This is a genomic window from Virgibacillus oceani (assembly GCF_041521345.1).
Classification (GTDB): domain Bacteria; phylum Bacillota; class Bacilli; order Bacillales; family Amphibacillaceae; genus Virgibacillus_N; species Virgibacillus_N oceani_A.
Window position 1 is genome coordinate 35,275 of the sequence record NZ_JBGOHB010000015.1, and the last position, 18,788, is coordinate 54,062.

At 40.6% G+C, this 18,788-nt stretch carries 18 protein-coding genes; 11 read left to right on the top strand and 7 right to left on the bottom strand.

Annotated elements, in window-relative coordinates:
* Positions 1-109: 109 nt before the first annotated feature.
* Positions 110-928 (bottom strand): STAS domain-containing protein, encoded by an 819-nt coding sequence (locus ACDX78_RS12320; protein ID WP_486028278.1) that lies wholly within the window; start codon positions 926-928, stop codon positions 110-112.
* Positions 929-979: 51 nt separating this feature from the next.
* Entirely contained in the window at positions 980-1,801 is an 822-nt protein-coding gene (locus tag ACDX78_RS12325) for a squalene/phytoene synthase family protein (RefSeq protein ID WP_486028280.1), read from the bottom strand.
* Positions 1,802-2,040: 239 nt separating this feature from the next.
* Here ACDX78_RS12325 and ACDX78_RS12330 point away from each other — a divergent pair, with 239 nt between their 5' ends.
* The 7 genes from ACDX78_RS12330 to ACDX78_RS12360 all read left to right on the top strand — a co-directional run bounded on the left by ACDX78_RS12330 (position 2,041) and on the right by ACDX78_RS12360 (position 7,252).
* A complete protein-coding gene (locus ACDX78_RS12330) occupies positions 2,041-2,307 on the top strand; it encodes a glycine betaine ABC transporter substrate-binding protein (protein ID WP_486028282.1) in 267 nt (88 codons plus the stop codon).
* A gap of 77 nt (positions 2,308-2,384) precedes the next feature.
* Positions 2,385-2,543 carry a hypothetical protein gene (locus tag ACDX78_RS12335; protein WP_486028284.1) on the top strand — a complete coding sequence of 53 codons (159 nt, stop codon included), beginning with the start codon at positions 2,385-2,387 and terminating at the stop codon, positions 2,541-2,543.
* Positions 2,544-2,810: 267 nt separating this feature from the next.
* Positions 2,811-2,966, top strand: coding sequence for a hypothetical protein (locus ACDX78_RS12340; RefSeq protein ID WP_486028286.1), 156 nt, complete (start codon positions 2,811-2,813; stop codon positions 2,964-2,966).
* A gap of 236 nt (positions 2,967-3,202) precedes the next feature.
* A complete protein-coding gene (locus tag ACDX78_RS12345) occupies positions 3,203-4,393 on the top strand; it encodes a hypothetical protein (protein ID WP_486028288.1) in 1,191 nt (396 codons plus the stop codon).
* Positions 4,394-4,442: 49 nt separating this feature from the next.
* Positions 4,443-5,621 (top strand): hypothetical protein, encoded by a 1,179-nt coding sequence (locus tag ACDX78_RS12350; RefSeq protein WP_486028290.1) that lies wholly within the window; start codon positions 4,443-4,445, stop codon positions 5,619-5,621.
* On the top strand, positions 5,614-6,504 hold the full coding sequence (locus ACDX78_RS12355) for an ATP-binding cassette domain-containing protein (protein ID WP_486028292.1): 891 nt from the start codon (positions 5,614-5,616) through the stop codon (positions 6,502-6,504). Before ACDX78_RS12350 ends, ACDX78_RS12355 begins: the two co-directional genes overlap by 8 nt.
* Positions 6,505-6,547: 43 nt before the next feature.
* Complete coding sequence (locus tag ACDX78_RS12360; protein WP_486028294.1) at positions 6,548-7,252, top strand: hypothetical protein; 705 nt, start codon at positions 6,548-6,550, stop codon at positions 7,250-7,252.
* Positions 7,253-7,612: 360 nt separating this feature from the next.
* On the opposite strand, the gene ACDX78_RS12365 is transcribed toward ACDX78_RS12360, so the two are convergent.
* Positions 7,613-7,759 carry a hypothetical protein gene (locus ACDX78_RS12365; RefSeq protein ID WP_486028296.1) on the bottom strand — a complete coding sequence of 49 codons (147 nt, stop codon included), beginning with the start codon at positions 7,757-7,759 and terminating at the stop codon, positions 7,613-7,615.
* Between the two features lie 160 nt (positions 7,760-7,919).
* On the opposite strand from ACDX78_RS12365, the gene ACDX78_RS12370 reads away from it, so the two are divergent.
* Genes ACDX78_RS12370 through thrB form a run of 3 tightly spaced genes read left to right on the top strand, consistent with a single transcriptional unit; the run spans position 7,920 to position 11,165 of the window.
* Positions 7,920-9,248: a homoserine dehydrogenase gene (locus tag ACDX78_RS12370; protein WP_486028298.1), complete on the top strand. Its 1,329-nt coding sequence runs from the start codon at positions 7,920-7,922 to the stop codon at positions 9,246-9,248.
* On the top strand, positions 9,217-10,278 hold the full coding sequence (thrC, locus tag ACDX78_RS12375) for a threonine synthase (RefSeq protein ID WP_486028299.1): 1,062 nt from the start codon (positions 9,217-9,219) through the stop codon (positions 10,276-10,278). Before ACDX78_RS12370 ends, thrC begins: the two co-directional genes overlap by 32 nt.
* Entirely contained in the window at positions 10,275-11,165 is an 891-nt protein-coding gene (gene thrB / locus ACDX78_RS12380; protein WP_486028301.1) for a homoserine kinase, read from the top strand. The genes thrC and thrB overlap by 4 nt, the downstream gene beginning before the upstream one ends.
* Before the next feature lie 342 nt (positions 11,166-11,507).
* Here thrB and ACDX78_RS12385 read toward each other — a convergent pair whose 3' ends face one another.
* Positions 11,508-12,911, bottom strand: a complete 1,404-nt coding sequence (locus tag ACDX78_RS12385) for a DHA2 family efflux MFS transporter permease subunit (RefSeq protein WP_486028302.1) — start codon at positions 12,909-12,911, stop codon at positions 11,508-11,510.
* A 147-nt stretch (positions 12,912-13,058) separates the two neighbouring features.
* Positions 13,059-14,024 (bottom strand): ornithine carbamoyltransferase, encoded by a 966-nt coding sequence (argF, locus tag ACDX78_RS12390; RefSeq protein ID WP_486028304.1) that lies wholly within the window; start codon positions 14,022-14,024, stop codon positions 13,059-13,061.
* Between the two features lie 174 nt (positions 14,025-14,198).
* On the opposite strand from argF, the gene ACDX78_RS12395 reads away from it, so the two are divergent.
* Positions 14,199-15,812, top strand: a complete 1,614-nt coding sequence (locus ACDX78_RS12395; RefSeq protein ID WP_486028306.1) for an amidohydrolase — start codon at positions 14,199-14,201, stop codon at positions 15,810-15,812.
* 108 nt (positions 15,813-15,920) lie between these two features.
* Here the strand turns inward: ACDX78_RS12395 and ACDX78_RS12400 are convergent, their stop codons facing one another.
* Complete coding sequence (locus tag ACDX78_RS12400; RefSeq protein ID WP_486028308.1) at positions 15,921-17,123, bottom strand: class I SAM-dependent rRNA methyltransferase; 1,203 nt, start codon at positions 17,121-17,123, stop codon at positions 15,921-15,923.
* A 170-nt stretch (positions 17,124-17,293) separates the two neighbouring features.
* The gene (locus ACDX78_RS12405; protein WP_486028310.1) at positions 17,294-18,778 is read right to left on the bottom strand and encodes an aldehyde dehydrogenase family protein; all 1,485 of its coding nucleotides are present in this window, start codon (positions 18,776-18,778) and stop codon (positions 17,294-17,296) included.
* Positions 18,779-18,788 lie beyond the last annotated feature (10 nt).

Below are 18,788 nucleotides of genomic sequence, written 5' to 3' on the forward strand. Positions count from 1 at the left end.
TTAACGAATACCCCATCGGCTTGCCCGTTTTTATAATACAATTTTTCATTATAGGTAAATTATCCTGAGCCGTCAATTAATCGAATTTTAATGAAACAGTTTTTTCACCTTATTGATTAAAAAGGTTTTGCTTTAATAATGCCTGGTTTAGTGAACCATAGGTTTTTATTTCTGAAAATTCCACCCCAAGACTGACCATAGTTTGTGTTACTTCAGGACGGATTCCTACCAATATAGTAGTCACGCCAACTAAATCCAGAGACTGGACAATTTTGTAAAGGTAATAAGCCACCATTGTATCAATCAACGTTACACCTGATAAATCAATAAACAGCTTGTCCAAGTCTCTATCAGTAGCTTCTTTTAATGCTTTATCCATCAAAAGCCCAGCACGTTTTTCATCCACTCCCCCGATGATCGGCAGAATGGCGATGTTCTCCATTATAGTTACAATAGGTGCCGATAGCGTTAGAAATTCGTCTTCAGCCCGCTCCAAATTATCTTTATAAGATTTACAGTATGCAATACTGAACGCGTATATTAATTTATCAAATAATGGATCAAATTTATCTGCTGCTTCCAGAGAGGTTTCCAATTTCATCTGTGCCTCAAGCATGATCTTTTTTATTGTGCCCCACAAGGCTCTTCGGATACTGGAAATTCTATGTATCGATTCATCCAAATTGCTTCCGCTCTCCATTGCTACCTCACCAATATCTTTTCCATAAACAACGGCTCTTTCCATCACTTCTTTTTCATCCACTGTTTCGCTAAGCTGATCCAAAAGTAATTCGACAAATTCGGAGATGGAATTTACGATTGTTTCAGTCTGCGTAAAATTAGCAGCCATTTCCTTTGCAAACTCCAATTTTGTTTCATTTATTTTTTCCCTTAATAAACCCAATTCCCTTTTCACTTCACCGCGCATTCCAACTCCTCCTTCATATGTATTTATAATAACAGCTCCCGGATTAGCCTCCTAATCATTCATGATTTCATCAACCGTTGATTTTACTTCGTCACGTGACATCTTTTCTTTCCCGCTTTCCATAGCTTTAAGCGTTTTCTTTGCCAATTCTAATGGAATTTCACAAAACAACAGAATATTTTTCGTCTGAATATCCGCTATATATTCATCTGCCTGATCCAACTTACTTTTTGCATAGGTAAACATATCATTTCTTGTCCAGCCATCAGGAAGAAACAGCACACCTCGCTCCGCGTCTTCATCCTGGTTCCTGAGCATATTTACCGCCTGCAGTCCCCTCCCGTAGCCAATAGCCAAGCTCCGGTCTGTTTGTGTCCCATCATACCATTCCCAAATATCAGAAAGCATAACACCAACAAGACCTGCTACATAATAAGTATAATCATCCAAATCCTCTTTTGTATGCACGATAAAGTCTCTTTCTACCCAATCCGCCATACCGCCGGACATAATACTGGTCGATGCTTTCACTTTTTCTGCAATACTTTCCGGACAGACGGAAACCCAATCACCGAGCCTAACCGTTACCTCTGGCAAAAGAGACTCATACGGCTTAATAAGTTGTTCAAACGCGCTTCTGTTAAATTTATTCTCCAGTAAAAGCTCCCTTACAGCACGGAGCAATTCCTGCTTTACTTCTTTATCAAGTTCTTCATGGTCTTCAATTTCATCAATTGCGCGCATACATAAATATGCAGACCCAACAGCCATTCTCAGGGTAGGTTTTAACAGTTTAATCGGTATGTAAAACGTCCTGCTCGTTTCCTTTAGAACACGCATTGCATCTTTTTGTAATTTATCAGATTTTAGCAAAGCATTTTCCTCCCTTTGGAATCTATGGGCTTATTTTAACATAAAAAGCGAGAAGTCTCCTTCCAAATCATTCATTGAGGGAGAGGCTTTCTTTATATAAAAAAAACAATTTCACCTTGTCCCAGTGATTAACTCACCAGAAAAATAAAACTTCTTCTCTGCAAACAAAATACATAAAATGGTAGTTCAGATGTCAGATTCTTGTTATTATTATTAAAAATAATAAAGGGGGCAGGGATATGAAAAAACACCTTCTATTATTAGTACTGCTTTTTACTGTACTACTCGCAGCATGCACAGAGTCAAGCACAGATGAAGCGATTCTAATTGGCGGCGGAGATTGGGATAGTCTTAGGCTTCATAATGGGATTGCCCAGAAGATTCTTGAGAATGGATATGGATATCAAACAGATGAAATTTCCTGTTCCACTTCGGCAGTCATCCAGGGATTGCGACAGGGAGAAGTTGATGTGTATATGGAGCTTCGGCCGGATACGTCCTGGTAATTATATGAAGCAGCTGCGCGTCTGGTGATGAAGTAGATGTAGGCATCAATTTTGATGATACCGAGAGTGGAACCTGGGTGCCTACCTATGTAATAGAAGGTGATGAAAAAAAACGCAGCATTGAGCCAGTAGCACCTGATTTACGAACCATAGAAGACTTAAAGGATTATCCGGAACTTTTTTATGATCCTGAAGACCCTTCAAATGGAAGATTTTATAATCGGCTCAGCGCCTGAAATGTTTCAGAAATAATTGAAGAAAAATTCTATGGCTATGGATTAGATGAAATGTAAAATTTATTCAGTCCCGGATCCCAGGGAGCAATGCTGGCTGGCATCTCTAGAATCTGCTTATTCAGCCGGAGAGCCTTGGGTAGGTTACACATGGGCTCCGACAGCCACTACTGCCATGTATGGGTGCAATAGAGGGAAACAAAGCTGACAGCGCACCATGAATTTCCTGACCAGGAGCCTGAAGTCATTGAAATTCTAGAGAATTATTCTATGACTAGTCCAGTTATTGAAGATGGGGTATATTATATGATCGAGAATAGCGTGAATGAAGATGAAGCTGCAGTTTGGTTCTTGGAAACACATGAAGATATTTGGACAGAATGGGTTCCTGATGACATCGCCCAAAATGTGAAGGATTCATTATAATGAGAGCACAGCTGCTGGTGAAGGCAGCTGCTTTTTTATTCACTTTTTTCTTATTTACATCATCATTATAATATAGTAAATTAGTAATAGTTCGAAAATACGGCTAGTTTATACATATGGAATTCCTTTATCAACGATATATATAAACCGCAGGAGAATCCCTTTTCTTATGAAAAAATATATAAGATTTCAGGGTGCTGCAGCGTAAAAGATTGTCCGCAAAAAGGGGAAACGAAATGATTCGATCGTTATTTAAACATGAATTTATGCTTATGCTTAAAAGCAGAAAAAATAATATTTTTGTTGCCTTTCTATTTATATTGCTTCTTACATACTGTTTTGTGATTCAGCCCAATCAGGAGACAGCTGATTCTTTTAACCCGGAGCTCGAGAAGCAGGACATGGAACTCATGGCCGCAAAGCAGGAAGCGAGAATGTCCAGGGGCTCAACTGGTTATGGTCATTTTACCGGTATGTCGGTTTATGCGACAACGGAGTATACATACCGTTTACATAACAAGTTGGTGAACGCTTATGAAGATAAAGATTTTACACGATTTTTGTATTTACTAACCTTTTCTCATGGCGCCGGTTACAGCAGCTTCTTTGACGATACGACAGCTGACTTTGTCACGTCTCCCTTCCCTGTGAAAGACCAGATGCATTTGTATCATCAAACCATGTTTCAATATGAAGCCCATTTAGAGCAGGATGAACCAATAACCTACCCCATGATTGAGCAAAAAACAGCCGTGCAAACACTGCAAAAGGCGCTTTTGAGTCCCATTACATATCTCATTTTATTTGTCGCCATTTATTTCAGCAGTGATATTGTTACACGGGATCGCGGGTATAAAACATTGCTGCAGGGACTTCCCATGCCCTGGTATCGCCAGTTGAATGTGAAATCGATGACCTCTTTTATGTATACCTTAGCTGTGCTGGTTATTTTAATACTCACGGGATTGGGAATTTTAACGGCTATCAATGGGTTTGGATTTTTTAATATTCCCCTGCCTGTTGTAACAACCGACGGTAATATAATGCCTGAGGACTATGAATTTATCGCTTACAGTGAATTTCTTCTGAAAGCATTCAGCCTGATGGTCATTCTTATTTACCTGTTCACCCGATTAAGTACAATATTTAGCCTATTATTCAAAAATCAGTGGATTGTTCTGTTTATCGCTACGATTGTTTTATTTTCCGAACAATTCTACTATGACAGAAGTAAGAGAAATCTATTCGGGATTGATGTCAGCAGCTTTCCGCAAACCTATTTTGAATTTGGTAATGTGGTAACAGGGGGAAAAAATATTTCTGCTCAATCTCGATACAATCACTTATGCAAAAGGGGTCACCATATTATTGATTACAATCATCGTGATAGAAATTATGCTGTTTTTCGTTTCCAGGCTGATCAATAAACGCAGGTTTTACGCATAAATCGAAACCACTCATAAGGATGGGAATAGCATGTTTTGGAAGTACTTTCTTTTTGAAACAAAATTAATGATCCACAATCGTAAAAATTTATTTTTAGGTGCCCTGCTCGTACTCTTTTTTCCCATTTTCTTTTTTTACTACAGTGACACAGAAGTCGAAACCATCGAAAGTGAAAAAAGAGCGGAACAGGAAATGATTAATGCTACATTAGATTCGTTCCCCATGTCACAGGAAGAAACATCAGAAGGGGCAGAAATTCACGAAATCTATCTAGAGCAGTCTTCCCTGGTCAATTATCAAATCTACTATTTGTCATTTGTCGGTTTGGATGAGACGAATGAAGAGTATATCAAAAACGGACTCCAATTAAATGAATTGCGACTGCGTGTACATGAATTGGACAATCATGGAATTTCCCCGCATTATATTATACCGGAAGAAGAAGTTTTAAAAAGTAGTGCTTTTTTACAGTATGCGCTGGAGAACGAGATCCAGCTTGAGCCTGATCCCTTTGTCGCAACGGATTATCTTATGTTTGCATTAAGTATACTCAGTGGATTGTTTTTTCTGTTATTTATCATGATCAGCGGAAGCGGAATACTTTTATATGAAGAAAAGCATCAAACGGTAATGAAAGGGTTTCCGCTATCTTTTATGAATAAAATACATGCAAAAATACTCATTCACTTTTTGTATATGATGATCTTTTTGACAGCGGGGCTCATAGCTGGGGGATATATCGCTACTCGGGAGGTCGGGTTTGGAAATTTATCTTACCCTGTTTTGATTTACATGAACAGCGATTATGTGGCGATACCTGCTTTTCAATATTATATATATATACTGCTGGCCAGTGCACTTATTGCCATCCTACTTTATTATGCAGCTGCACTCTTTAATACCATTTTCAAAAATGCTTACGCAACTGTCTTGATTGCACTTAGTATCTTTTACATACCCGATTTGGCCTTTATGATCGGATGGAATGCACCCTGGTTGCATCCAATTAAGTCTATTGATATTTCCGGTGTCCTTTCAGGTGACCTGGGTGTCCAATTCGGGAACGGACAATTGGATTATTGGTATGCGATGATTTGGCTTGCTGTTCTTGCGGTCATTATTATAGTCACACTCAAACTTTTGCAGTGGCGTTCATACAAGGGTATCAATCGGGAGGAGATGATAGAGGAGGAGAAGCGACATGCTTAAATTAAAAGATATTTCTGTAGCTTATAAGGATAAAAAAGTACTTGATAAGTTATCATTGACGGCGGATAAGGGGGAAGTTATTGGTCTTGTCGCACCGAATGGGACGGGTAAAACTACCCTGTTTAATGTCATTGCCAACTTTTTAAAACCAAATAGCGGTATCGTAAACTTTCACGAAAAGCATTCATACAAATCGGAAAAAGAAGAAATACGCATTTATAAACAGCTGGCGACTTTCCCTGACCAAAGTGATTTATTTGAGGAATTATCAGGGATGGACCATATGAAATTGTACGCAAATATGTGGCAGAAAACGGCAAAGCATATCCCGGCTATCGTGGCAGATTTACATATGACAGACTATGTAAAAAAGAAGGTAAGTACGTACTCCCTGGGCATGCGACAACGACTTTGTTTTGCCATGATGGAAGCAGCTGACACACCTATGATGCTCATGGATGAAGTCATGAACGGACTCGACCTGTCCAATGTATCATTAATCTCACAACGTTTGGATGACATGAAAAAGAGGGGGAAATTGATTTTGGTAGCTTCCCATTTGTTGGAAAATCTGGATTTATACGCGGACCGGGTTCTGTTTTTAAAGGACGGCAAGATTATTCATGAACAGCATTTTCATGGAGATAGTGATGCCTTTATTAAAATTTCACTGGAAGAAGATCAGTATCAGCTTGTGAAAAAAACATACGGTCTGCCAGATGATTATCACTTTATTGCTGGTCATTTATTATGTATTCCCATTGAAGATATGTGTATGGAAAACCAAGCAGAATGGCTCGATCGACTCCTTCCATTTAACCGGGAGATTACAATTGGCCCGCTTGGAACCATGGAATATTATGAAAAATACTTTCACAGTTAAAAGTTTTGAGAAAACAGTCTATGATGAGGGAGGCTGAAAAAAATTGCAACATTCATCGGTAATTATCATTCTTTTCAGTATACTATTTTTATCCGGGTGCACATCACCCGTTTTTCAGGCCGTACCTTCTGAAAAAGCGAAGACTTACCAGGAAAATCATGAAATTATTGGAGAAGAAAAAGAAGAAATGCTAACTGATTTGAATATAAGTGAAACGGTATTTGATATAAGCGATCGGGACAACCCTGATCCGGAAATGGAAGAAGGCTATTATTTTGATGTAGCGAATGAGGAGGAGTTTTCGCTGCCAACGGGAAGATACTGGTTTTCCGGTGAAATTTCCGGAAATATTTATATCCATGATGAAGAGGGTCACCTTCTGATTCATGAAATCATCGGATATCCTGGTGTATTAGGTTTTTTTGCAGATGTAGATGAATCCCATACCATTAAAATTGATGGACTGGAAAATGCTGCTGCTTACATGAACTGGGAAATGGAAGCTTCCAATGAACTGAATGCCGGAATCTGGCATGTCGGAACCGATATCGAACCTGGCAGCTATACGATAAATCCTGTAGGTGGTTTTGGGCATATTGTTATCCTGGACCCAAATGGGGATGCACAGATTTTTGAATTGATTGGCAGTCAGGCAGCCTTAACAGAAAGTGAAATCGAATTGAAAGACGGGCAGGTAGTAAGAGTAACGGGAATCTCTTCAGCTGAATTTGAACGGATGGAAGATTGACGGTTTGGATAGACTTGGTTGAAAGAACAAAAGCGTCCGTTTAGCAACGTACGGACTGCGCCTTGGAGCTACGGTACAGTGGTTCCCCGCCCCACCATAATGACTCGCTATCGCTGGGCGCTGGAGCTGGACGTGGCTATTCTACTGTATCCTCGTCTGCCTATTTCATAGACTCTTCCAGAATAACAACAACTTCCCCGGTCTCTTTATTGATAAACGTATAATCGTCATTGGTCTGTGTTTCCATGGCTTCAATAATACCACTTATTTTTATACTCATCTCAATGCTCCCCCTTTTATGCTGGTATATCTAATTTCACCAAACTGATTGCCATTGACAAAAAAGGTAATACTGAATGATCATTTTTTCCGGAATATCACAATCGAAACTAGCCCTGCACCAAGTCCAATTGTACCTCCTGCCTCCAAACTGCCAAAAAGCATTCCAATTCCTGCGCCGAATATTAAACATGCAATAAACATGATTCCTGTTTTCGTTAAATCCATTGCTATTCTCCTTTTTTATCAGTTTATTGGATCCCGGCATCATTAGTTCATGGATTTTCCAAAATGTAAGCGCTATTATTTATAATTTCGAAAATTCACTATTGCTATACGCTCCTATTCGTGGTTAAATAGCTATTAAAATAAATAATGAGGTGATGGTGTGGAAAGCAGTGTTTCGATTGGTTTATTAGGTTTAGGGGTAGTTGGTTCAGGAGTGATTAAGTTAATTGAAAATCATCAAAAAGAGATTGCACATAAGCTTGGCTGTTCTGTGCAAATAAAGAGTGTACTTGTCCGAAATCCGGATAAAGCACGTGATGTAAACCTGGATCGAACGTTTCTTACCACAAATCCCGATGACATATTAAATGATCCGGAAATTGATATCATTGTAGAAGTGATGGGTGGAATCGAAGAATCACATCAGCATATTTTAAAAGCCTTCGCTGCAAAAAAGCATGTGGTAACGGCAAACAAGGATCTAGTCGCACTCCATGGTCTTGAACTCCAGGAAGCTGCAAATCAAAACAAATGCGATTTTTATTATGAAGCAAGTGTTGCTGGCGGTATCCCGATATTAAGAGGTATTACTGACGGACTTTCTTCCGACAGGATTCATAAGGTAATGGGAATTGTTAACGGCACCACAAATTATATTTTAACAAAAATGAGCAAGGAAGGTGTCTCCTATTTGGACGCACTAAAAGAAGCACAGGAGCTTGGGTTCGCTGAATCTGATCCGACTGCAGATGTGGAGGGACTGGATGCAGCCAGAAAAATGGCTATTTTAGGCAGGTTAGCGTTTTCCACAAATGTTAGCCTGGACGATGTAGAGGTGAAAGGGATTTCCCAAGTAGATCTTGAAGATATCTATTACGGGGACAAATTGGGATACAACATGAAGCTGATTGGCTTTGCCCAGTGTGAAGATGAACAAGTTGAAGTATACGTTCAGCCAACCCTGCTAGCAAAAAGCCACCCTTTGGCACAGGTAAAAGATGAGTATAATGCTGTATATGTATATGGAGAAGCTGTGGGAGAAACCATGTTTTACGGGCCTGGTGCAGGAAGTATGCCGACTGCAACAGCTGTCGTTTCCGATGTCGTTTCTGTCACAAAAAATATACGCTTAAATGTAAACGGAGCCCAGGCTGCCCCTCTGAGGTTTGAACGGAAACTAAAATCACCAGAGGAGCAGTATTCCCATTTTTATATGCGCCTCCACGTGAAAGATGAGGCTGGCGTTTTTTCCATGATCTCTTCTCTGTTCCATACAAATGATATAAGCTTCAAACGAATTCTCCAGACACCGATGAAAAAACTCGATCTGGCAGAAGTCATTTTTGTTACGCATGAAACGACCTTGGGTAACTTCAGAAAGGCAATGGAAGAATTGAACAAACACGACGTTGTTCTAGATATAAAAAGCCATTATAAAGTGGAAGGGGAAGTTGAGGATGAACTGGCCGGGATTACTGAAACACTATAAATCAAGTTTACCTTTGACGGAAAACACACCAAATCTGTCACTGCAGGAAGGGAATACACCACTAATCCACTTATCCAAGCTCTCGGAGGAATTAGGGATTGAGTTATATGGAAAAATAGAGGGGTACAATCCAACCGGATCATTTAAAGATCGGGGCATGGTGGTCGCTGTTGCGAAGGCTATAGAAGAAGGAAGTAATTCCGTCATTTGCGCTTCCACCGGAAATACCTCTGCCTCTGCTGCAGCCTATGCCGCCAGAGCGGGTATAAATGCCATCATCGTGATTCCAAAAGGCAAAGTTGCACTTGGAAAGCTGGCACAAGCCATTATGTACGGGGCTGAAATCGTTGAAATTGACGGCAACTTTGATGAAGCATTAAAAATGGTACGGGAACTAAGCAAGAAAACAGATGTGACATTGGTTAATTCGGTAAACCCCTATCGTTTGGAAGGCCAGAAAACTGCTGCCCTTGAAGTATGTGATCAGCTCGGGGAAGCCCCTGAAATTCTAGCTATTCCCGTAGGTAATGCTGGTAATATCAGTGCTTACTGGAAAGGCTTTAAAGAGTACCATGAGCTGAAGGAGACTGGACTGCCAAAAATGTTTGGTTTTGAAGCAGAAGGGGCAGCAGCAATCGTAAAGAATGAGATAATCGATCAGCCGGAAACAATTGCAACTGCCATCCGCATTGGAAACCCTGCTAGCTGGGAGCTTGCTGTTCAAGCAAGAGATGAGTCTAATGGAGCCATCCATTCTGTGACAGATGATGAAATAAAGCATGCATATAAACTATTGGCAGAAAAGGAAGGAATTTTTGCCGAGCCTGGTTCAAGCGCATCAATAGCAGGTCTTATTGAGCAATGCAAGAACGGAACGATTGAGAAAGGCAGCAAAGTGGTTGCTGTGCTCACCGGAAATGGGTTAAAAGATCCGCAAACAGCAATTGATCAGCTGGAAATCAAGCCGACAGCACTGCCAAATGACGAAAAAGCGGTGATGGAATACTTGGAAAACAAGGTGAGACTATGAGTTCCTTCCGTATTACCGTTCCAGCCAGTTCGGCAAATATCGGCCCTGCTTTTGACTCAGCGGGACTGGCTTTAAACCTGCATTTGACGTTACAGGTGACAAAGGCAGAGAAGTGGGAGTTTGAACATCGCTCCCCCCTTCTGCCGGAACCAACTTCACATGAAGATCATTTTATTTATCTGGTTGCTAAAAGAATCGCTGAGCAACACGATAAACAGTTGGCACCTTGCAGCGTAGTAATGGAGAGTGAAATACCACTTGCAAGAGGACTTGGCAGCAGTGCCTCAGCAGTAATTGCCGGTATTGAGTTAGCCAACCAGGTTTGTTCGCTTCATTTGACTAAGGAAGAGAAGCTGAATGCTGCAACAGAAATAGAAGGCCATCCTGATAATGTAGCACCTGCTCTATTTGGAGGGTTAATTATTTCTGCAACAACAGAGGGGGATAACGTCCATTCTATAAAATTAAAAGAACTGGATACAGATCTTATTCTTTATATTCCTAAGATCGAATTAAAAACGGAAGCGGCAAGAGAAGTAATCCCAAAAGCTTTTTCCAAAGAAGAAGCTGTTTCAGCAAACAGCATTAGCAATGTTATGATTGCCGCATTAATAACAGGTGATTACATATTGGCAGGAAAAATGATGGAAAACGACCTTTTCCACGAACCTTATCGCGCAGCACTTATTCCAGGTTATTCAGAAATAAAACAAATGGCCAGAGAATTTGGCGCGTATGGAACGGTCATCAGCGGTGCCGGCCCTTCCCTGATTTCTTTTGTCCCAAAAGGAAAAGGTACGCAAATCGCAGAACAACTTCGACTTTTGTTTAAAGAACATCAGATTTTGTCATTGAAAATGGACCAGGATGGGGTCCAGGTGAAGTAAATACGCATGGTTGTGGTGCATTCGCTGATAAAATGACTGGAAGCGCTGATACTTTCGAAAAAGCGCTGTTAAATTAACCAGAAGCGCTGATATACCCGAAAAAACACTGTTAAATTAACTAAAAACGCTGATACATGATAGATTTAAAAAAAGAGGCTGGGACAGAACCATTTTAGCAAACGAAAATCCGAACAACATTAATCTTATGACTCGCTCCGGAAATATACTTCGCTTTCCGTGGGCGGCTCCCACAGGAGTCTACGTATATTTCCGGAGCTACTGTGGTGGATGATTCGTATTTTCAAAACTACTCAGAGTTCTGTCTCAGCCTCTTTTTGTCAATCATTCTTCTTCCGGCAGCGTTTCTCTTTTCGTATCCCTTATAAACAAAGAAACTACAAATCCGGCAATAGCTATAATAGAAGCAACCGTAAAGGAAATATTCACACCATGTATTTCTCCCATTATACCTTCTCCGGGGATTGCCTGGTAGGTCATTACCGATACAAGCATCGCCGTTCCTACAGCACCGGCCACTTGCCTTAGTGTGTTATTCATTGCCGTGCCGTGCGGAATTACTTTATCAGGGAGCGCATTTAATCCTGCTGTAGTGGAAGGCATCATAATCATGGAAATGAATAACATTCGAAATGCGTTCACAGCCGCCAAATAAAGAAACGTTGTGGAGTCATCCAGGAACGTAAACATAAAAGTAGTAATGAGTACCCCGAGAGACCCTATCGTAAGCAGCCATCTCCCACCAAATTTATCAAACAATGTACCATTAATTGGATTCATGATCCCCATCAATATAGCACCAGGCATAAGCATCAGTCCTGATTCGAGCGGACTAAAGCCAAGCATATCCTGCATATAAATCGGCAAAATAATCGCTCCACCGATCATGGAAAGGAAGGAAATCATGCCAATCGATGTAGCTAGCGTAAATGTTTTGTAGCGAAAGACCCGGAAATTCAAAATAGGTGTTTTCATATTCAGTTGTCTGTAAATAAAAATCGACACCGTTATAACGCCGAGAATAAGCGATATAATTGTCCCTGTTGCTGTCCAGCCTATGTTCCCGGCAATACTGAAACCATAAAGCAGTCCGCCGAATCCAAGTGTGGATAAAATAATAGACAGTATATCCACCTTTGGAAATGTCTGCTTCGTGATATTTTTAAGAATAAAATAAGCAACAACTAAATCGATAATCGCAATTGGCAGCACGACATAAAATAAGCTGCTCCAATGGAAGTTTTCAACCAGATATCCCGATAGTGTCGGGCCAATAGCCGGTGCAAATGCAATGACAATACCAAAATACCCCATTGCTTTTCCGCGGCTCCCTATAGGGTAAACGAGAAAAAGGATCGTCATCATTAATGGCATCATGATTCCAGCACCGGTAGCCTGGAGAACGCGACCTGCAAGCAACAGTTCAAAGGTTGGGGATAGGGCACACACCAGCGTCCCCAAAGAAAATAATCCCATCGCTGTCATAAATAATCCTCTGGTGGAAAATCGTTCAATCAAAAATGCAGTAATTGGGATCATCACACCGTTTACAAGCATAAATATCGATTGCAGCCATTGTATTCTATTCGCATCTACATTTAAATCACTCATCATATGCGGCAGTGCGGTAGCCAACAGTGTCTGGTTTAATATAGCTACAAACGCACCGGATATAAGCACTAGCATTAAAGGTATTCTATTAATCTTTTTTCTTTCTTCCTCGGTCATCTCGATTCCAACCCTCATAAATGAATTACTTCATAGTATAGCAGAATCCTTCGGGAAACGAAAAACTGTAAACTCGACTTTGCAATAATAAAACGCCTGGACTCATGATATCCAAGCGTTTAATACTTTAAAATATTTTGTTGCTGATTACTCCATCAAAGCCACCATCAATGCTTTTTGTGCATGCAGCCGATTTTCTGCCTGCTTGAAAACAACAGAATGTTTACCATCAATTACTTCCGCCGTCACTTCTTCCCCGCGATGAGCTGGAAGGCAGTGCATAAAGGTTACATCCGACTTCGCCAGTTTAAGAAGATCATTATTTACTTGAAAGCCTTTAAAATCCTGCTCTCTTTTATCCTGTTCAGCTTCCTGCCCCATGCTTGCCCATACATCCGTATACACTACATCCGCATCCTTCACAGCAGCTGCTGGATCGTTTACAACTTGAACTTTTCCGTTATTCGCTTGAGCAAGTTTTTCAGCTTTTTCCACTTCAGCTGCATCAGGTTCATATTCGGCAGGAGCTGCCACTGTGATTTCCATCCCTATGATGGCAGCACCAATCATGAGTGAATGAACCATGTTATTTCCGTCTCCGATATAAGCAATTTTAATATTTTCCAGAGACCCTTTTATTTCTTTTATCGTTTGTAAATCTGCGAGCACCTGACATGGGTGGTAAAGGTCAGTTAATCCATTGATTACCGGAATGGTCGCATTTTCTGCCAGCTCTGTCACCATTTCCTGAGAATAGGTGCGGATCATGACGCCATCCAAATATCCGGATAGTATCTTCGCTGTGTCAGCAACCTCCTCTCCCCTGCCAAGCTGCAGATCATTCGTACTTAGAAACAGACCGGTTCCTCCCAACTGGTAAATTCCCGCTTCAAATGAAATTCTTGTTCTTGTAGAGGACTTTTCAAAAATCATGCCAAGTGTCTTTCCTTTTAACGGCTCATAAACATAGCCATTTTTCTTTTTTCTTTTTATGTCATCTGCCATTGAAAGTAAATAATAAATCTCATCCTGTGTGTAATCAGCAAGTGTTAAAAAATCCCGTCCATTTAAATCTATCTTTTTCATGTTTGGCTGCGCTAATTTAATTCCCATTTCTCCTCTCCACCTTCTCCAGAACTATTTATGAATTATTATGCATTATTAATTATAAATATGCAACCGTTTTTTGTATTTTTATAAATTCAAGTAAATAGTTATAGGATTTATTTATCTTTTTAGTTACAATGTAAGTATATATTTTGTTAGTCGGGAAAGGAGATATGGAGCATGCGACAGCTATTTATAAATGGACGTTTTTATACATTTAATAACACAAAACCACGAGTGGAAGCCGTGGTGGCCGAAAATGGGCGATTTATTGATATGGGAGATTCAGATACGATGCTTAAGTACTGGAGGCAGCCGAACAGTCAGATAATTGATCTGGAAGGAAAAACGGCTACCCCCGGGTTAATTGATAGCCATTTGCATCTTGGTCTGATTGCTTACACGTTTATTAACATGGATGTAACAGGTTATACCTCAAAAAAGGAGTTGCTTAAGAAGATCCATGCCAGTACCAAGGAACTGGAACCGGGTGAATGGCTTGTCGGAAGCGGATGGGATGAGAACCTATTTACAGACGGCCCCATTCCAACTATTCAGGAACTCGACCTTGTTGCTCCAGACAACCCTTTATTTGTTTCACGCATCTGCGGACATGCTTCTATTGTAAACTCACAAGCACTGGAGAGAAGTGGCTACCATGAGGATATCGAAGTTCCGGAAGGCGGAAAGATCGTACTGGATGAAACAACGAAAGAACCAACCGGACTATTTTTGGAGTCTGCGTCCAACTTGATTCGCTGGCATATTCCCGGATATTCATATGATGTGTGGAAAGATGCTGTTAAAAAGGCAATGAAGCTCGCGATGAGCAAAGGCTTGACTAGTGTACATACAAACGACCCGCATACACTGGGCGGGCTGGACCAGACATATCGGATATATGATGAATTGCTGAATGAAGAAGGACTTGGTCTTCGCTGCAATCTGCTAATCAATCACGAATTTATTGATGACCTGCATGAAAGAGGAATGTATGCAGGATTTGGAAATGATACGCTGCAAATTGGCGCAGTCAAACTGTTCTCAGACGGGGCCTTTGGAAGAAGCACCGCGCTTTTATCCGAACCATACAGTGATGACCCCGATAATTACGGGGAAGCCATGTATGATCAGGAAACAATATATGACATTGTGAAGCGCACACGTGAACTTGATATGCCGATTGCTGTCCACACGATTGGTGACAAAGGGCTGGAAAATATCCTGGATATTCTTGATCAGTTCCCTGCCAGTCAGCACCGTGACCGGCTTATTCACACACAAGTATTAAGAGAAGATTTGTTTAAACGTCTGGCACACCCAAATCGTATTGCTGATATTCAGCCACGGTTTTTGGCAAGTGATTTCCCATGGGTAAAGGATCGTCTCGGGGATGAGCGGATCAGGCATTCCTATGCATGGAAGTCCATGATCGATGCTGGCATTATTTGTGCAGGAGGCTCTGATTCCCCTGTGGAACCGGTGGATCCATTGCTGGGAATCCACGCAGCAGTTACAAGAAAGACACCTGGTCAAACACATGAAGGATATAATCCAGATGAAAAGCTTACGATGGAAGAAGCTTTTCAATTATTTACGGCGTTAGGGACTTATCCGACAAATGAAGAAATGATTAAAGGGACAATAGCACGAGGAAAGCTTGCGGATATTACCGTTTATTCCAAAAATCCTTTTGAGATGGAAGATCCGGATGAACTTTTGGAGATGGATATTGAGATGACGGTTATTGGCGGGGAAATAAAGTATGAAAGAAAAGAACGAAACAGAGGATGATTAGTAGGTTTTCATTGCTCTGATGTGTAGTACTTCACATTCCTGGAGAACATCAAGTGCTCCCCATTTTTAAGGTAATAGAATTTAGGGGAGCACTACATTTCCATCTTAAACTTTATCCATTTTTTCTATAATCAACACCTTCAAATAATCTCCTTCTGGAAATTGGAGGTCTACGTTGAAGTCTTGTGGTAAAGTAAATTTTTCCAATATCCTATACGCTACATTCCTTTCACGAAAAGCCTTATCGACAAACCCCTTAAATTTTTCCATTCCAAAGGCTGCCGTATTTGCAGATGCCACAATGATGCCGTTTTTCTCTGTAATTTCAATTGTATCCTTCAGTAGTGACGGGTAATCCTTTGCTGTCCGGAATGTCCGCTTCTTTGACCTGGCAAAGCTTGGCGGATCAAGGATAACCAGATCAAAAATCAAACCTTTTCGTTTGGCATACTTGAAATAATCAAATACATCCATAACGATAATGTCCTGCTGTTCGTAGTCAACCCCATTTACGCTGAACTGTTCGATTGTTTTGGCTTTGCTTCGTTTTGCCAGATCCACACTGGTCGTTTTTACAGCACCGCCTAATGCAGCTGCTATGGAAAAAGCGCCTGTATATGAAAAAGTATTCAAGACGCTCTTCCCTTTTGCATATTTATCCCGAATTGCTTTTCTAACATCATGCTGATCAAGGAATATGCCGACCATGGCACCATCATTTAAATAAACGGCAAAATGCATCCCATTTTCTGTCACAATAATCGGGAATTCTCCACGCTCTCCTTTGACAAAATCATCATCACCAATATAGTAGCCTTTTGTATCGAAACGCTTCTTTTCATAAATCGCTTTGTATTCCAGCAAATCATCCAGTACATCAATTACTGTATCTTTGAAAGTGTAAATTCCCTCACTATACCAGCTGATGACATAGAAGCTGTCATAATAATCGATCGTTAGTCCACCTATCCCATCCCCTTCTCCATTGAAAACACGAAAAGCAGTGGTATTCGGATCATTGTAATACGAAGTTCTTCTATCTATGGCTGCTTTGATTTTTTTCTTGAAAAAGTGAAAATCAATCTCCTCACTTTTTTTCCTGGATAACACCCAGCCAATTCCTTTATTTTGTTTTCCAATATATCCTTTTGCAAGAAACTGATTATTTGTGTCGATTAGGTGAACAATACTCCCCTCTCCTGGAAGCGTATGGGGCTGCTGGCTGGTATTCTCGCTAATTAGCGGATAGCCTTTTTTATATTGCTTTATATTGTTTGTTTTTACTTTTATATCGATTGGGGTGCTCATTATTTCATCCTTCTCACTTGTTTTTCTCTTATTATCGCAGGTTGATGTGGAATGTAAAGGAAAAAAGGTAAGGTTTATGTTTGAAAGGTGTGTTTATTATATGAGAAAAAAATATATTTTAAAGCAACAGAATCAAAATAGCTGTCCTTTCAGAAGGACAGCTATTTCACCTATATTTTCACAAACACACTTTTTACTTCGGTATAATTTTCCAATCCATACTCGCCACCCATTTCCCGGCCAATCCCCGATTGTTTATAGCCACCGAATGGCATTGTTTCCCACTCTAATCCGAAGTCATTCACCCAAACAGTTCCAGCTTTAAGTTTATTCGCAATATAGTGGCCTGTTTTAATATTTTCTGTCCACACACTGGCTGCAAGGCCGTAATCACTATCGTTTGCACGCTTGATTACTTCTTCCACAGTATCAAAGACAAATACTGACATAACAGGACCGAAGATTTCTTCGCGGGCGATTACCATATCATCTTCAACGTCTGCAAAAATTGTTGGCTCTACAAAATACCCTTTTTCCAGTCCTCTTTCTCCACCGGCAACAAGGCGGGCTCCTTCTTTTTTCCCTTGCTCAATGTAATCAAGAACCCTTTTTTGCTGTTTTGCTGAAACAAGAGGCCCCATATCAGTTTGCGAATCCATTCCAGGCCCCAGTTTCAATTCGTTCACTCGTTCTGCAAATGCCTCAACAACCTTTTCATAATGCTTGCGGTGAACATAAACTCGTGTACATGCACTACAGTTTTGTCCGTGATTGTACATCGTGCCATTGAATGCACCCTCAATTGCTTCTTGCAAATCGGCATCTTCCAGAATGATACTCGGGGATTTTCCACCAAGCTCCAGTGTAACTCCTTTAACTTGATCTGCCGCTTTACGCATTATTTCTTTTCCAACAATGGTTGAGCCTGTAAAAGCGACTTTATCAACCTGTTTATGCGTTACAATTGCTTCACCTGTAACTTTTCCATCACCAGGCACAATATTAACAACACCGTCCGGAAAACCTGCTTCTTTAAATAATTTTGCTGCATAGAGGAGGGAAAGTGGCGTCTCGGGGGCCGGTTTAATGACAACTGTACAACCTACAGCAAGTGCTGATCCCAATTTCCACCCTGCCATTGCAAGCGGAAAATTCCATGGAATAATTTGTCCCACTACTCCTACCGGCTCATGAACAGTATATGTTACATATTCAGGAGAAACCGGTGTTGTTTTTCCTAGTAATTTTGTTGCCCAACCGGCATAGTATCTAAAATGTTGTACTGTTCCATCTACGTCATCTTCAAGCGCAACATTAAAAGGTTTCCCATTGTCCAATGCTTCAAGCTGTGCAAGTTCCTCCCTGTTTTCTTCTAGTAAGTCAGCGAATTTATAAATAAGCCTTGAACGTTCTGCCGCCTCCATTTTTGTCCATTCACCTTCATCAAATGCCTTTCTTGCTGCTTGTACGGCTTTATCAATATCCTCTGCATTAGCTTCACTAACTCTCGCAAGAACTTCTTCGGTTGCAGGATTAAACACATCAAATGTCTTCCCATTTGCTGCAGGAGCATATTCCCCATTAATATATAGGTTTTTCTCTCCTTCCAGAAAAGCTTTTACCTTTGGCTTCAGTTCAAGTTGTGAAGTAATCATTATAAATCTC

What these genes read in the sequence shown, in the direction of transcription:
- argF (WP_486028304.1), bottom strand. Translation starts at nt 14,024, where the DNA reads ATGGGAATTAAATTAGCGCAGCCAAACATGAAAAAGATAGATTTAAAT.
- ACDX78_RS12385 (WP_486028302.1), bottom strand. Translation starts at nt 12,911, where the DNA reads ATGACCGAGGAAGAAAGAAAAAAGATTAATAGAATACCTTTAATGCTA.
- ACDX78_RS12395 (WP_486028306.1), top strand. Translation starts at nt 14,199, where the DNA reads ATGCGACAGCTATTTATAAATGGACGTTTTTATACATTTAATAACACA.
- ACDX78_RS12365 (WP_486028296.1), bottom strand. Translation starts at nt 7,759, where the DNA reads ATGGATTTAACGAAAACAGGAATCATGTTTATTGCATGTTTAATATTC.
- ACDX78_RS12340 (WP_486028286.1), top strand. Translation starts at nt 2,811, where the DNA reads ATGACTAGTCCAGTTATTGAAGATGGGGTATATTATATGATCGAGAAT.
- ACDX78_RS12345 (WP_486028288.1), top strand. Translation starts at nt 3,203, where the DNA reads ATGATTCGATCGTTATTTAAACATGAATTTATGCTTATGCTTAAAAGC.
- ACDX78_RS12355 (WP_486028292.1), top strand. Translation starts at nt 5,614, where the DNA reads ATGCTTAAATTAAAAGATATTTCTGTAGCTTATAAGGATAAAAAAGTA.
- ACDX78_RS12350 (WP_486028290.1), top strand. Translation starts at nt 4,443, where the DNA reads ATGTTTTGGAAGTACTTTCTTTTTGAAACAAAATTAATGATCCACAAT.
- ACDX78_RS12320 (WP_486028278.1), bottom strand. Translation starts at nt 928, where the DNA reads ATGCGCGGTGAAGTGAAAAGGGAATTGGGTTTATTAAGGGAAAAAATA.
- ACDX78_RS12330 (WP_486028282.1), top strand. Translation starts at nt 2,041, where the DNA reads ATGAAAAAACACCTTCTATTATTAGTACTGCTTTTTACTGTACTACTC.
- ACDX78_RS12400 (WP_486028308.1), bottom strand. Translation starts at nt 17,123, where the DNA reads ATGAGCACCCCAATCGATATAAAAGTAAAAACAAACAATATAAAGCAA.
- thrC (WP_486028299.1), top strand. Translation starts at nt 9,217, where the DNA reads ATGAACTGGCCGGGATTACTGAAACACTATAAATCAAGTTTACCTTTG.
- thrB (WP_486028301.1), top strand. Translation starts at nt 10,275, where the DNA reads ATGAGTTCCTTCCGTATTACCGTTCCAGCCAGTTCGGCAAATATCGGC.
- ACDX78_RS12405 (WP_486028310.1), bottom strand. Translation starts at nt 18,778, where the DNA reads ATGATTACTTCACAACTTGAACTGAAGCCAAAGGTAAAAGCTTTTCTG.